This is a genomic window from Pseudalkalibacillus decolorationis, assembly GCF_024609785.1.
Taxonomy (GTDB): Bacteria; Bacillota; Bacilli; order Bacillales; family Fictibacillaceae; genus Pseudalkalibacillus; species Pseudalkalibacillus decolorationis.
This window is the reverse complement of the sequence record NZ_JANHJQ010000013.1, coordinates 44,434-59,945: the sequence shown is the minus strand read 5'-3', so window position 1 is coordinate 59,945 and position 15,512 is coordinate 44,434. Positions and strand designations below refer to the sequence as shown.

Below are 15,512 nucleotides of genomic sequence, written 5' to 3'. Positions count from 1 at the left end.
CATAATTGTACGGTTAACTTTTTGATGATCATCTTATAAACCTATTATAACGCCTTAACAAGGCTGATGTAAGTGTTTCCAATGTGCAATATTTGTATATTCAAAGTTTGCAAAAATGAACATATGTAAAATGGTAATCTTCCAAAAGAACGGAGATGGACAATATACCACCAAATTTTCAATTTTAGACTTGAACATGACGCAACGTAACGTTTTATATTGAAGTTACCGGAAAATGGCTAGCGCAAAAAGAGGATGATTATGAAAAGACAGTGGAAGGTTGGAGAACTTGCAAAGTTAACAGGATTAACAGTTCGAACCTTACGTATTATGATCAAATCTTGGTCATTCTGATTCCGGACAGAGGCTATATAATGAATCTGAGATTTCACGGTTGCAACAAATCCTATCTTTAAAGGAGTTGGGTTTATCACTAGATCAGGTTAAATCTTTCTAGCTGATGACAAGTATAATCCATCGGAAGTCGTATCACTTCAAGTTGCTCCACTTAAAGAAAATATCATGATTCATAGAAGCTTTTAAGAGAATTAAAAAATGTATCAAGTCTTATGAAAATGCAAGGACCAGTGACAGTTGAAGATTCTACAAAACTATTAGGAATGTACCTTTATGGGGTAAATCAAAAAGTGTAGAACATACAAACAGCCCCAGAATTTTGATTTCTGAGGCCATTTTTTATTTGGTTAAAAGAGGATAAAAGTCTCCTGCTCCTCTAAATTCTGAATCCCTGTTCTCTTTTCATCCGTAAAACTCGCGTCGAATACGGTTCATGTGGAAATTGACTACCATTATTAATCTATTCAGTTTCACAGTCAGATTTTGCAATCAGTTAGTCAATTAATCCCAAAAAGTAGCATAGATCAAAGAACTAGATCTGTTTTTCGCAAAAAACTCCGCTTCATTTCCACCATCAACAAAGCCACCAATACTACGGAAAACTCCACATTCCCCTGGTGACAGATATCTTTGTCCAACATAATCATTATAACTTTCCGGATCGTACTCCCATAATTCAACTTCTATCGCCCGAGATGGACCAGAACTATCCCGACAAACCCTATAATCTCCGCCAGTAGAGGAATGCACATGACTATCCTCGTAAAAACTTTCTCCCCCTAAATAATCCCAACCTCCCGCATTCACTGATAAAAACGGAAACATAAACATACAGACAAAAGCGAATAAAACTGCACTGATCTTTTTCAATTTCATTTCTTACTCCTCCTTTTATGTATACAATAATAGTTTATAACAAATAGATTACTAGTCAATAATCCCAATTAACCATATATATGGAAAACTAATTTGATTCTTTATTCCTGTTCCTTCCACCTGATTACACGTATAAAAACACCCCATAGCAAACTTTTGGAGTGTTATAAAAAATCTATTAAACTTCTGCTTCAAGTTTGTCGGTTATTCACCTTACCATCATTTCTATCATTTGATTCGGAATTTAATTATATGAAAGTAATCATAAAATTATACATATTGAAAATTCTGTGTTTAGTGTTTATAATTAAATTATCAATTTAAGAACCAGTGTATCTATTATAGAGACGAAATATTATTCTTGTTGTTTTACAAAATGATGACAAGCGAATGTAGAAAGGGGATTAACATGAGGATTGCTACAGATATTGGCGGGACATTCACTGACTTAGTTTATGTTAATGATAAAGGAGAATTCGGTTTTGCTAAAGCTCATACGACTCCGCCTCATTTTGAAAAAGGTGTAATCAATGTTATTGACCAAAGCGGCATTGATCCAAAGTCAATTGAAACGTTTATTCATGGTTCAACGGTTGTAATCAATGCTCTTACTGAACGTAAAGGAGTAAAGACAGGCTTAATTACTACAAAAGGAACGAGAGATCTCCTAGAAATCGCGAGAGGAAACAGACCGGACCTTTATAATTTCCGCTATCAAAAACCAACTCCGTTTGTCGAGCGTTACTTACGCTTTGAAGTGGAAGAACGATTGAATTACAAAGGGGAAGTAATGACCTCATTAAACGAAGAGCAAATTAAAGAAGCTCTTTCCTTCTTTAAAAAGGAAAAGGTAGAAGCGATTGCTGTATCGTACCTACATTCTTACGTCAATCCTATTCATGAACAGAAAACGGTTGAGCTCATTCAACAGTTGTGGCCGGAAGTTGCGGTTACAGCTTCACACGAGGTAACAAAAGAATGGCGGGAATACGAAAGATCAAGTACAACGGTTTTTAATTCGTATGTTAAACCGATTGCCGCTTCTTATATTGACAATCTTTCTATTAAATTGCACGAACATAGCGTGAACGGCAACAATTATATTATGCAGTCTAACGGCGGGACGACAACCTTTGAACAGGCAAAACAAACACCGATAAATATGGTCGAATCCGGACCGGTTGCCGGGATTTATGGATCTGCTGTTTTAGGTGAGATTTTAGGGGAAGAAAATATTATAGCATTTGACATCGGTGGAACAACAGCTAAATGTTCCTTAATCAGCAACGGTAAAGTGAAAATCACAACAGATTACTATATTGAAAAATCGGAAAGAACGTCTGGTTACCCGATTAAAGTTCCGGTCGTAGACATTATCGAAATCGGGAACGGCGGCGGCTCGATTGCTTGGATTGATGAGAGCGGTTCATTGAAGGTAGGACCGCAGTCTGCAGGGTCTACACCAGGTCCAGTCGCTTACGGTAAGGGCGGAACAGAACCCACTACAACCGATGCAAATCTCGTCACCGGCCGCCTTTCAAAAGAAAATTTTGATTATGAGGTAGATTTAGAAAAGGTAAAAGCGGCGGTTGATGAAAAAATAGCGAAGCCTTATGACACGACAGAAGAAGAAGCCGCTTTAGGTATCATTCGAATTGCAAATTCGAATATGTTGAATGCGTTAAAGTTAATTTCTGTTCGCAAAGGATATGATCCAAGCGAATTTTCATTGGTTGCATTTGGCGGCGGCGGGGCGATGCATGCGCCTGCACTTGCGAAAGAATTAGGGGTTAAAAAGGTCATTGTACCTGTTGCTTCTTCCGTATTTTCTGCATGGGGAATGTTGATGACCGATTTACGACATGACTTTATCCAAACGCATATTAAGCGCCTGAAAGAAGTGGATTTAACATCATTAAACGGGGAGTGGGAAAAACTGGATTCACAGGCCGTATCCCAATTTAAAGAAGAGGGAGTCGAAGAAAATCGCATCATGTTTAGCCACTTGGCTGATATGCGATATTTAGGGCAGGAGCACACGGTCAAGGTTCCCGTTCCAACTGGTGCTTGGACAAGGGAAACGCTAACAGAAATCATTGAGCGATTCCATCACCTTCATGAGCAAAATTATACGTTTAAACTTCCTGATACACCAACGGAAATTGTGAATTTACATGTAACAGCCTTCGGAAAAGTAGACAAGCCGGTGCTGCAAAAATTAACAGCGACTGGTAGATCATTGGATGCTGCTTTAAAAGAAAAACGTAACGTTTACTACGAGGAAGAAGGCTGGATGGAAACAGGCATTTATTCACGAGATTTTCTAGAGCCAGGCATGAAAGTGGAAGGCCCAGCGATTGTCGAAGAACGCTCATCTTCTACCGTTCTTTATCCAGGACAATCTCTCATAGTTGACGATTATGGTAATCTAATTGTTCATACAGGAGTGAAATAAAAATGCTATCGCAAACAAAAAGTGAAATAAATCCATTTACAATCGAAATTATTAAAGATTCGTTAATGTCCATTGGAGATGAGATGTTTTATGCGCTTGCCCGCACATCGATGAGCCCGATTATTTATGAAGTGCTCGATTACGCATGCGGCTTAACAAATGCAAAAGGAAAATTGATCAGTCAAGGGAACGGTGTTGCGAGCTTTATTGGAATGTTAAGTCCGATGGTTGAATCTGTCTTGGAAAGATATAATGATGGCAAGGATTTAAAAGACGGAGATATTATCATTATTAATGATCCGTATGTCGGCGGCGGATCGCATTTATCAGATGTCGGTTTGGTAATGCCGATCTTTCATAAGGGTGAGTTGGTTGCCTTTTCGGCGAATAAAGGGCATTGGACGGAAGTAGGAGGAAAAGATGCCGGTTCGTTTACAACAGATTCTACCGAAATTTATCAGGAAGGATTACAGCTTCCGGGTGTTAAACTATTTCATGAAGGCAACGTCAATCAGGCAGTTGTCGATATAATTGAGTCAAATGTTCGCTTTCCTGACTTGTCACTCGGCGATATGTGGGCTCAAGTAGCCGCATTAAAGACAGGTGCGAAAAGGTTTATTGAATTATGCGACAAATACGGGAAAGATTTAGTTGAGGCTTCGATCGAACATTTATTAGATCAAGGAGAACAGCTGGCGCGAAAAGAATTGACTAAATTGCCAATAGGATCCTTTACTGCTGAAACCTATATTGAAGATAATGCAGGCGGGCCGTATAAGGTTCAAGTGAAGGTAACAATTACAGATGATGCGTTTATTTGTGATTTCAGAGGCACCCACCCTCAAGTGTCGACACCTGTCAATTGTTCATACTATGGTTTACTTGCAAGTGTACGTGTCATGTATTTAGGGGTCATTAGGCCCACTCAAAATGTAAACGATGGCTTTTTTGCCCCATTAAAAATTATTACAGACGAGAGATCGATTGTTTCGGCTGAACGCCCAGCACCTGTTTCGATGAATTTTGAAGGGCGGATTTGCGGAGCAGAAGCTATTTGGGAAGCGCTCGCACCTGTTACACCTGATAGATTGACTGCAGGTCATTTGATGTCTGTTTGCTCAGTCGTCTTAACAGGAAATCATCAAGATTCGAAAGATCCCTTTTTAATTGTCGAACCATCTGTAGGCGGCTGGGGAGCAGGACAAGGTATGGATGGAGCACGAGGCCAGTTTTGTATGGGGCCTGGTGAAACCTATAACGTTCCGATTGAAGTGGCCGAGACAAGATATGGCGTAATGGTCGATGAATACAACTTCCGCTGTGACGGAGCTGGAGCCGGAGAATATATTGGTGGATCAGGTGTTATTCGCTCTTATCAAGCATTAAGTGACAATCAAAAGCTGTCGGTGATCTTTGGCCGTCACAAATTCGCACCGTGGGGAATGAAAGACGGAGAAAGCGGATCTCCAAACTATGTTTTCATTAAAAAGGCAAATGGAGAAACAGACGGTCCGTTTGGCATTACAGCGAGGTATCCGCTAAACAAGGGCGATGTCGTTCAACTCGTCACCGCAACAGGAGGCGGATATGGTAATCCATACGATCGACCAGCGGAAAAAGTAGCGAAAGATGCAAAGAACGGATACATCACTCTTGAACAAGCTAAGGAAACATTCGGTGTTATGGTTCATTCAGAAACGTTTGAGGTGCAAGATCTGACTTTCGAACGGAAAAATAGAAAATCAGAATAGAAACTATCGAGAGAAAGCCGTCCTTCATCTTGTTCAGTACAAGATAGAGGATGACCCCTAAATATAAATATAAAGCCCTTATGAAACGTTGGTTCATAAGGGCTTTACTTGGGTTAAAACACTTTAACTTTGAAGAGTCCTTTTAGGTCATCCTCTTTACTCTTTAGATCCAAACAAGCGATGGTTCCTTTTCCATTCAGAGTACTTCATTTTCGGTTGAATTATATTGAAAAGCTTTCTATTTCAATCTATAATAAACACAAAATGGTTCTAATATAGAGACAAAGGAGGTGCAACATGGCATTAAAAACGTTAGATAATTCATTAGAGGTTCTCAAATATTTCAATAAACGAAACCCTTCATGGGGTGTACGTGAGTTGGCAAAAGAAATGAATATTAGTCATTCTATTATTTATAGAATATTGTCTACATTTGAAAGTCATGGATTTTTGATTCAAAATCCAGATACAAAAAAATATGAATTGGGACTTCGCTTTTTAGAATACGGTCAAATCGTAAAAGAAAAAATGAATCTTTCCGATTTCGTTTTTCCAATTATGAAAAGTCTTTCAGAGGAAATCGAAGAGTCTGTATTTTTAACATGGCTTGACGGGGCAGAAGGTGTAACGGTAGAAATTGCAGAAAGTTCCCAAACCATTAAGTTTACGGTTACTATGGGAACAAGAACTCCTCTTTACGTCGGTGCATCTTGTAAAACGATCATGGCCTACCTTCCAGAGGAAAAGCAGATTGAAATTATCAATAAAGGAATTCAGAAATTTACTCCTATAACGATTTCAGATCCTGAAGACATGTGGTTAGATTTAGAGAAGATTCGAAAACAAGGATGGTGCTTTTCCATTGGGGAATACTCGCACTCTGTATTCGGACTAGGAGTACCGCTGTTTAATAGTAAGGAGGAAATTATTGCTTCACTAACAATAGCAGGACCGGAATACCGTATGCCTGAGGAAAAAGTTCCAGAAACATTAAAAATACTACAACATGCATCGGAAAAAATTCAACGTTATTTTGACCAATACAGCTATCGTTACTATAAGGAATAAATCAGGAATCTGTTTTTTGTAAACCATGACATGTTGATTTTAGACCCATTCCTTTTGGAAATAGCTCTAAAATCAACATGTTTTTGGAATGATCAAGGCTTTATTTACCTGCATCCCCGTTTTCTCCTAATTCTTTGATTAAAGCAACAGCCCGATCAATTTCGTCTTCAGTATTAAAGTAATGCGGTGAAAAACGAGCCATTTTGTTTATCTTATATCGTTCCATAATCGTATTTGCCATAAATGTGCCAGCTTCAATAATGATGCCGTGTTCTTCTAAATATTCTGTTATGTGATCAGGCGACAATCCTTCGACATTAAAAGGTGTGATTGATATGCGGTTTTCAATGTTTTCAGGCCCGTAAATCGTAACACCGGGAACCATTTTGAGGTGTTCAACCATATATACAGTTAATTCTTTTACACGATTATAAATGCTTTCAATTCCTATTTCGTTCGCATAATCGATCGCTGCACCTAATCCTAAAATACTTGGAATTACAAGGCACCCTGGCTCAAAACGTTTTGCTGTAGAAGGGAAAGAATATTCATTTTTCTTAAAATCCCAATCCGCACCTCCCCAACCGATCATGATTGGAGTTACATCTTTGATCAATTCTTGGCGAACATAAATGATACCTGAGCCTTCAGGTCCTCTAAGCCATTTGCGGCCGCAACTAATTAAGAAATCACAATCTAGATCATTTACATTCATTGGGACTAATCCAAGTGTTTGATTTGCATTAACTACTGTCAGGACGTTATGTTTTTTAGCAAGACGGCAAATTTCTTTTGCAGGCTGAAATGCTCCTGAAGCATTTGGCATATAAGCGAATGTGATGAGCCGGGTGTTAGGAGTGATTAACTTTTCAAGTTCCTTTACATCGATAACACAATCCGTACCTGTTTTTAAAACATTCAATTTAACGCCTTTTTTCTCCAAAGCAAGCCATGGCACATAGTTGCTTAACATTTCCGTATCAGGAACGATCACCTCATCGCCTTTATGCCAATGCAAACCGCCCGACACATAGTTTATAGGCATTGAACCATTTGGAACGAAGGCCACTTCCTCTTTTGTCGCTCCGATAAATGCTGCTGCTTTTTCACGAATCAATTCGACTTTGGCATATGTTTCTTTACGGAAAGCAGGCAAGTAAGGACCAATGCTTGCTTGTTTTTGCAAGTAATCTGTTATAACATCCACTACTGGCTGCGGCATAGCGGAAGCGGCAGCAGTGTTAAGATAAGCGTATTTTTCATGAAGCGGCATATCTTTACGGATTTTTTCAATATTTATTTCGGTAACAGTCATCGGAACCTCCTTTCTTATAAGACGATTAAATCTTTCGTATAAGACATTAAATTTAAATGGCCCTCTTCCGTGACAATAATGTTATCTTCGATACGAACGCCGCCTTTATCCTTCAAATAAATGCCAGGTTCAATTGTAAATGCCATACCCGATTTCAGAACAAGGTTATTTTGTTGCATCATATAAGGGTCCTCATGTGCGCTTAACCCAAGTCCATGTCCAAGTCGATGTGTGAAGTATTGTCCGAAACCCGCTTCACGAATAATACTTCTAGCCGTTTCATCAATATCATGTGCTGTCACACCGGGTTTAACAGCTTCTATGGCCGTTTCATTTGCTTTCTTGACGATCTCGTATACTTTTTTTAATTCATCAGAAATTTCGCCTACAGCTACAGTTCTTGTAATATCCGCTACATAGCCTTTATAGATGGAGCCGAAATCAAGAACGATTAGATCTCCCGATTCGATTTTTTTATCAGCAGCACGGCCATGCGGGAGTGCACCGCGATATCCGGAAGCAACAATTGTTCCAAACGGTGTTCCTTCCGACCCGCGCCGTCTCATTTCATATTCAAGCTGTGCGGCGATTTCAATTTCAACTGCCCCTGGCTTTATATAATCTAAAGTAGCCTCAAGGCTTTCTTCAACAATTTGAACAGCCTTTTTCATTAATTCAATTTCATTTGCCTCTTTTTGCATGCGCAATTCATTAATACAATGACTTAAATCAACTAAATTCTCGTAACCAATTGCTTCAGCTGCTTTCTGTTCCATAACGCGCATGTAACCAAACTCAACACCTACAATACCTAAAGAGCCGGCATGTTCTTTTAATTGACTAATCGCGTTTGCCGGACCCTCCTCATCCGTGTACCAAAAGGTTGACTTATTTGCAACCGTTTCAACTTTGCTTAATTCGACTTGCGGTGCTAAAAATGTCAGCTTGCCGTCTCTTGCTAAAATGGCAAGAGTTAATCGTTCGCTTTGTTTTAATTTCAAGCCTGTAAAATAATACAGGTTTGAACCAGGAACGAATACAACGGCGTCCATTTCTCTTTCCTTCATAAGAGAGAGTAGATTTTCACGTCTTTTTTGAAACATGATGAAGACCTCCTTGAACCAATATACAAAAAATGAATAGGGGATATTGCAGTCCCCATTATTTGCTTGCTTTTATTATAGAGTTGAAGAAGTTATACAGCGCATCTCCAGCAATAAATCCTGCGGCTAAAATAGACATTGGTATTTCTGCTTCTTTTCCTTTTACTTTTAACACAATAGATCTGATTAGGATCCCAGCCAATACAGTCCATCCGGCTATCGGATAAAAGATCAATAAACCAGTGGAAAAGAGGACTCCCATTTGTCTCTTCGGTCCGCCAATTAGCTGCAGCAAGGCACCAGGTATTGCCCAAAGGACTAATTGTTTGGCGACTTCGGTTGAAACACCAGCTTCAATTGTTGCTGCATATACACGATCTACAGGTGGCACGAGATCTTGCATAAAGTAGTTATTATAAGATAATAGAACAACAATTGCTGCAACTCCAAATGCAATTAGACCTGCATAAAGCTGTTGTCTTCTTCCGTTTTTTTCGAATTTCGGGTCTTCTCCATTCCCGCGAAGCATGTAACCAGTCTTTAAATCGTATCCCATATCTGCAAAGGCAACACCTGTTGAAGCACTAAAGCCAACTAAAATCGCCAAAGCTGTAGTCGGAAAACCGATTAACATCCCAATGATCAACGTTATGAGTGCTACGGCAAAGGCAGGAAACCAACCGGAATGCATCGCGGCTATTCCAACAATTAATTCGTGAACAAAAGCTGCAAAGGCAGCGAAAAGCATAAATCCAATTAACATTCCAAAAGACATATCTGTGATAATTCCACCTAATAAAGCTAGTAAAAGAGCGATAGCGGTATAAGCTATGAATCCATAACCAAAGCCTTGTGAAAGGTCTTTTTCTGAACGTGTAAATAATTGATCATCAGATGGATGATTTTGGATAATATTCTTCTTTTTCTTTACGATAATAAAGACAACTTGAATAAGGGCAACGAGTCCTGCACCGATCATAAACCCGTGCGGAATGTAGTGTTCATTTAAATCTATTCCAAGTAAAGGAGTTGAGTAGCCTCTTAAGAGCAAACCAATACCGAACATTGTTAATGCCCATATATTTCCGATAAAAGCGACACCAAAAGCAGACATTGGGATTTTCAGGATAGCTCCAAGTATTCCGATTCCAATTCCAACGCCGAGTAATTTTGCTCTATTTCCGCCTTCATCACCCGCTTTTATAGCTTCCGCAGTTGCAATACCAGGAGGCCAAGCTTCTTTTGCTGGAAAAACTTTCGTATCAAAAAATTTATAAAGAAGAATTGCATCGATGAACATCGCACATGTAACACCAATAAACATCGGGATGATTAACTCAGGCATCCCCATAACAAAAGGTATTCCGATTGGTAGAAGCAGGCTGTTTGCTGCCCCAAAGGTAGCTGCCGAAATGGCTGTCTGCACAATATTTTGACGGTGTACAGATCTGAATTTGATAAACATACGAATAGGAATTCTGGCAATAATCATTGCAAATAGCGCTCCAATGATAGAGGTATTCGCAGATATACCTAAGCTAGTAATTAATTGAAGACCAATAATCGCTCCGACAATGCCCAGTGCGACAATAATTAGAAGGGTAAGCGGTTCGAAAGCCGTTGGATGCTTTTTGGTCTCATTGTTTGAATTCTTCATAGAAGTCCTCCTTCTTTTTTAAAAACCTTCCAACATATAGCTATCCTTAAAAATTTCCTTCATTCGAAAAGCACATCACCTCCACAACTTAATTCCTGTCTTTCATTTCATAATGGGTTAAATAAATTAAACCGCTTTCATAAATAATTTTGTTTATTTCTAGGTTGAAAATCCATCAAAACTTTTTAAAAACTCGTTTCTTATTGTATCTATAATAGAAACATCGTATCTATAATTAATTCATAGCTTTATTATAAAACAATTAAAATGAATTTTCAATAAATTTCTTATTGCAAATAATAAGTGAAAATTTGAGGTTTAGGAACGAATTGAAAGACGAATTACAGTCAAAAGAGGCGTAGGTAGGTAAAGAAAATGTTATAATTATTAACTCAAACTTCGCACTTAAATAAGTAGACTCAATCGTTGAGCCTACTTAAAATCGGTAATATTTCCCTATTGGAATAAAAGTTGAGTAAGTTAAAGTATATGATATAAACTAATAGCTCCTAACTAGGGGTGTCCAATGAGTTGGGCTGAGAGAGAAACATGAGGAAGTTTCTTGACCCTCGGGGCCTGATCTGGTTCAAACCAGCGTAGGGAAGTTACACTGATATGCATTTTCGCTTACTTTTGATACGAGAAAATCAGCTGGGTCCTAAACATTAGTATCCGGGTTTTTGACACGTTAAGAAAGTATAAAAATACTTTCTATAGTATAAGCGCAACTAAGGCTCAGCCGGCGCCAAAGGCTTGGCTTTGCCAAGTTTTCTTTATTTTACAAGGAATTTTTATTTCCTTCTATATCATACATCCAAAAAATGCACTAAGTTGTTATAATGAATAATATTAGGGCTATTAAATATTAAAAGGCAATTAAGTTTCATATAAATTGCTCGTATTCGAAAGAAAGTTGACGAATAATTTAATGTAGTAGTACCTTTGAGAAAGGATTGAAAAAATGGCTGTTCAATCTGTTGATCGAGCACTTTCTATAATTGAAGTTTTAGGTAACCATCCCAATGGGTTAGGAGTAATTAACCTCTCCAAGACATTGAACTTACCTAAAAGCACCATTCATAGGTTATTAAATAGTTTAATAACAAGAAATTTTGTTTATCAAAATGAGGAAAATGAAAGATATTACTTAGGCATGAAATTAGCCCAGATATCATCGAAAATCATCGAAAACTTAGATATAAGAGTGCTGGCTAGACCATATATAGAGGATTTGTCACAAATTACAAATGAAGTTGTTCACCTTTGTATTAGAGATGGTAATGAGGTTGCGTATATTGACAAGGTGGAGAGTAACCGAACCATTCGGATGTATTCTCAAATTGGTAAGAGAGCGATGCTTCATTGTACTGGAGTAGGAAAGGTATTGATTTCAGGATTACCTGATCATAAAATAATCGACATCGTAGACCAAGTTGGACTACCTAAATTTACTGAAAACACCATTACCTCTAAAGAAGCATTCATTCAAGAAATACAATTGATTCGTCAAAATGGGTATGCTTTAGATCAGGAAGAGCATGAAGATGGCATTTATTGTATTGCTGCCCCAATTTACGACTACTCTGGAAACATTATTGCAGGATTTAGTCTTTCTGGACCTATCAATAGGATTAAAAGTAGTATAGAAAACGGTCACTATAAGTCCTATCTCCTTTCTACTGCTTATCAGATCTCAGAAAGATTAGGATATATAAAAGAGAGCTGAATCAGCTCTCTTTTTGGTTTACTCTATTTCCACAATCATTTCGATTTCAACAGGTGTATTAAACGGTAATTCGTTTGAAGAAATAGCGGAACGAGCATGCTTCCCTCTTTCTCCAAAGACTTCTTCTAACAATTCAGAAGCCCCATTAATGACATAAGGTTGTTCTACAAAACCAGGTGCAGAGTTAACGAAAGCTAACAGCTTGACTACTTGTTTAACTCTATTTAAATTCCCAATTTCTCCCTTTAATACAGCTAAACAGTTTATCATAGTTTGTCTAGCCGCCTCATACCCTTGTTCGATAGTTAGATCGCTGCCAACTTTTCCTTCATATAGTAACTTGCCGTTATCTCGGCAGTCTTGACCTGATGTATAAACAAGATTACCTACCGTTTTTGCCGGAACGTAAACTGCAGCAGGTTTTGGTGGGTTAGGAATCGTAATCCCTACCTCTTTTAATCTTTCTTCTACATTTACCATTTGATCACCCCATATGATTAATCATTTTCGTTTTGTTTGAAAGAAAGCAACCACATTTTTGTAACGTATGTTGCCTATTTTTCATTGTAAGTTTCCCATTAACTAATACGTATTGAATTCCTTCAGGGTACTTTGAAGGATCCTCATAGGTCGCTTTATCCTCAATATTATCGAAATTAAAGACTACAATATCTGCAGCATAGCCCTGTACTAATTGGCCTCTATTACCTAGCCCAAATCTCTTGGCCGGGAATGAAGTCATTTTTCTAACAGCATCTTCAAGTGAAATGATCTTTTCTTGTTTCACGTATTTTGAGAACACCCTTGGAAATGTTCCATACAACCTAGGATGTGGCTTACCGGTATAGCAAGTTAAACTATCAGAAGCTATTAACGAATATGAATATTTCATGACTTGTTGAACATCATTTTCTGCCATGTGAAAAAAGACGATCCCTATATTCCCATCTTCTTCTATTAGTAGATCTAAAGCTTGATCTATAGGATCCTTTCCACTTTCTTTACTTATATCAAGAATGGAGACTCCCTCATATCGTTTTAGGCTTTGCGACTGAACGGATGAAATAATGACGTTATCCCATCCAGTCGAAACCACAAGATTATCCCAATCTTCTTGTTCTTGAATGAGTTCCTGCTTAATTTTACTTCTTTCACTATAATCTTTTATTCGTTTCAATACAGATGATAAACCACCTTCTAGTGACCAGGGAGGTAATAGAGTAGTGAGCATTGTTGAACCCGCTGAATATGGATACACATCACAAGTGACATCCATTCCTCTATTTCTCGCGTTATCTATTAGATTCATAGCTTCTATTACTTTTCCAAAATTTCTTTTTCCAGCAGCCTTTAAATGGCTGATATGGAGAGTAACATTACTTTTTTCAGCAATCCATAATACTTCTTTAACGGAACGTATTAAGTTGTTTCCTTCTCCTCTTATATGAGTAGAAAGCAGCCCGTTATACTTATTAACAACAGTAGAGAGCTCTGCAATTTCCTCCTTTGTCGAATAACTGCCTGGAGAATAAAGAAGACCGATCGAAAGACCAATTGCTCCAGCCCTCATTCCTTCTTCTAGGATATATTTCATCTCATCCAATTCTTCCTTGGTTGGCGGACGTTTATCAAAACCCATTACCGCAATCCTTACAGAGCCGTGAGCAACATAAGACGCAACATTCTCTGAAAGCAAATTGTTCTGAAGTTCATTAAAGTATTCATTTATCGTGTTTAATCTCCAATCCTTATTCGCTTTTCCGAGAACAGGCTCAACATAATTTTGTAGCTCGTTTTTATATAACGGATTGACAGGTACTGGAGCGAGGCCGCAATTTCCAACAACCTCTGTAGTCACGCCTTGCTGTAGTTTGATTTCACTTTCTGGATAATCAAGGATCATTAGATCTGAATGGCAGTGACCATCAATGAAACCCGGAGAAACCATATTTCCAGTTACGTCCAATATCTCTACTGCTTCTTCTGTTACATTTCCTATGCTAACAATTTTGCCTGCCTTAATTCCAAGATCCCCATAAAACCAAGGATTCCCAGTCCCATCTATGATCTTTCCACTCTTAATAATAGTATCAAGCATTTGAATACCTCCTACTGGATCATTCCTCTTGCTTCAATTGTTAACTTTTCGTATTCATCATTATCTTTTTTCAAATATACAAAGTTGTGTAGATTAATCGTGCTACATATATGATTTGGAATAATCTTAAGCTGCTGGCCAATTTTCATTTCAGAACATACCGTACTGATAACCCCATGCTCTTCATTCATTCGAACGAATTCATTGTCTGGATAATCGACAATTGAGCCAAATCCTTTAATATTCAACGGTGAACAATTAGGTTGTACATCTGTAGCAAATGTTTTACTTCCCCCATCTATAACAGCACGATGTTGAGAAGGTGTACTTACAACGGTACTTACTACATGCGCTGCACAATCTTCCATTCTACAAACGCCAAATCTGACTTGCATAACATCATTAAATGCATACGTTCCTGGCCTAATCTCTGTAACCCCATCCACAGCTGATACTGAGGCTGCGGTAGGAGTAGAACCTACACTAATATCCTCAATGTTATGACCACTTTTCCTTAACTCATTTGCAAGTTTAACCATTAATTCTCCTTCTTCATTACCTGCTAAGTCTGTATCCAGGGTAGCCTCCCCCTTATAAACTGCACCTTTAAACGTGAAAATTCCTTGTAAGGTAAGGTTATCCATTTCAGCAACTTGTTTAGCTAAATTGACAGCCTCTTCATAATCGACACCCGTCCGTTCAAGTCCTGTATCTACTTCCAAACGGACTAGTAGACTTTGTTGATAGGCTTTAGCACACTCACTTAAGACCTTTGCTCCTTGTATACTATCCACACAGACTATCAAATTAGTAAGCTTATCGTTCAATTCACAAACTTCTTTTGCTTTCGAAGAACTAACAATAGGGTAAGCGATAAAAATATCATCAATACCAAAACTAGCCATAACCTTTGCTTCCGATATCTTAGCAACTGTAATCCCAACAGCTCCTTCTGCTATTTGAAGCTTAGCAATATAAGGTGTTTTATGAGTTTTAATATGTGGTCTTAGCTTTACATTTTGTTTTTTTGCTAATTGAGCCATTTTTCTGATATTTTCTAATAAAATTTTCTCATCAATAACAATATAGGGTGTCTGATCCATTTA

At 38.1% G+C, this 15,512-nt stretch carries 12 protein-coding genes and 1 riboswitch; of the genes, 5 read left to right on the top strand and 7 right to left on the bottom strand.

Annotated features, from left to right (window positions below; all coding sequences use genetic code 11):
* Positions 1-394 precede the first annotated feature (394 nt).
* Positions 395-457 (top strand): hypothetical protein, encoded by a 63-nt coding sequence (locus NON16_RS25680; RefSeq protein WP_257349990.1) that lies wholly within the window; start codon positions 395-397, stop codon positions 455-457.
* A 401-nt stretch (positions 458-858) separates the two neighbouring features.
* Here NON16_RS25680 and NON16_RS13790 read toward each other — a convergent pair whose 3' ends face one another.
* A complete protein-coding gene (locus tag NON16_RS13790; RefSeq protein WP_257349828.1) occupies positions 859-1,233 on the bottom strand; it encodes a hypothetical protein in 375 nt (124 codons plus the stop codon).
* A gap of 409 nt (positions 1,234-1,642) precedes the next feature.
* On the opposite strand from NON16_RS13790, the gene NON16_RS13785 reads away from it, so the two are divergent.
* From NON16_RS13785 to NON16_RS13775, 3 genes are all read left to right on the top strand, one after another.
* A complete protein-coding gene (locus NON16_RS13785; protein WP_257349827.1) occupies positions 1,643-3,688 on the top strand; it encodes a hydantoinase/oxoprolinase family protein in 2,046 nt (681 codons plus the stop codon).
* 2 nt (positions 3,689-3,690) lie between these two features.
* Positions 3,691-5,439 (top strand): hydantoinase B/oxoprolinase family protein, encoded by a 1,749-nt coding sequence (locus NON16_RS13780; RefSeq protein ID WP_257349826.1) that lies wholly within the window; start codon positions 3,691-3,693, stop codon positions 5,437-5,439.
* Positions 5,440-5,736: 297 nt separating this feature from the next.
* Positions 5,737-6,507 (top strand): IclR family transcriptional regulator, encoded by a 771-nt coding sequence (locus tag NON16_RS13775; RefSeq protein ID WP_257349825.1) that lies wholly within the window; start codon positions 5,737-5,739, stop codon positions 6,505-6,507.
* A 100-nt stretch (positions 6,508-6,607) separates the two neighbouring features.
* Here the strand turns inward: NON16_RS13775 and NON16_RS13770 are convergent, their stop codons facing one another.
* Genes NON16_RS13770 through NON16_RS13760 form a run of 3 tightly spaced genes read right to left on the bottom strand, consistent with a single transcriptional unit; the run spans position 6,608 to position 10,582 of the window.
* Positions 6,608-7,822, bottom strand: coding sequence for an aminotransferase class V-fold PLP-dependent enzyme (locus NON16_RS13770; protein ID WP_257349824.1), 1,215 nt, complete (start codon positions 7,820-7,822; stop codon positions 6,608-6,610).
* A 14-nt stretch (positions 7,823-7,836) separates the two neighbouring features.
* Positions 7,837-8,925, bottom strand: coding sequence for a M24 family metallopeptidase (locus NON16_RS13765; protein ID WP_257349821.1), 1,089 nt, complete (start codon positions 8,923-8,925; stop codon positions 7,837-7,839).
* Positions 8,926-8,983: 58 nt separating this feature from the next.
* Positions 8,984-10,582 carry an OPT/YSL family transporter gene (locus tag NON16_RS13760; RefSeq protein WP_257349819.1) on the bottom strand — a complete coding sequence of 533 codons (1,599 nt, stop codon included), beginning with the start codon at positions 10,580-10,582 and terminating at the stop codon, positions 8,984-8,986.
* 505 nt (positions 10,583-11,087) lie between these two features.
* Positions 11,088-11,202, top strand: a riboswitch (TPP riboswitch).
* 341 nt (positions 11,203-11,543) lie between these two features.
* Between NON16_RS13760 and NON16_RS13755 the strand changes: the two genes are divergently transcribed.
* Positions 11,544-12,308 (top strand): IclR family transcriptional regulator, encoded by a 765-nt coding sequence (locus NON16_RS13755; protein WP_257349816.1) that lies wholly within the window; start codon positions 11,544-11,546, stop codon positions 12,306-12,308.
* An 18-nt stretch (positions 12,309-12,326) separates the two neighbouring features.
* Here NON16_RS13755 and NON16_RS13750 read toward each other — a convergent pair whose 3' ends face one another.
* From NON16_RS13750 to NON16_RS13740, 3 genes are read right to left on the bottom strand one after another with little or no spacing between them, the layout of a single operon-like run.
* Positions 12,327-12,788: a RidA family protein gene (locus tag NON16_RS13750; RefSeq protein ID WP_257349814.1), complete on the bottom strand. Its 462-nt coding sequence runs from the start codon at positions 12,786-12,788 to the stop codon at positions 12,327-12,329.
* 4 nt (positions 12,789-12,792) lie between these two features.
* Positions 12,793-14,406 (bottom strand): N-acyl-D-amino-acid deacylase family protein, encoded by a 1,614-nt coding sequence (locus tag NON16_RS13745; RefSeq protein WP_257349812.1) that lies wholly within the window; start codon positions 14,404-14,406, stop codon positions 12,793-12,795.
* An 11-nt stretch (positions 14,407-14,417) separates the two neighbouring features.
* Positions 14,418-15,509 carry an alanine racemase gene (locus NON16_RS13740; protein ID WP_257349811.1) on the bottom strand — a complete coding sequence of 364 codons (1,092 nt, stop codon included), beginning with the start codon at positions 15,507-15,509 and terminating at the stop codon, positions 14,418-14,420.
* Between the last annotated feature and the right edge of the window lie 3 nt (positions 15,510-15,512).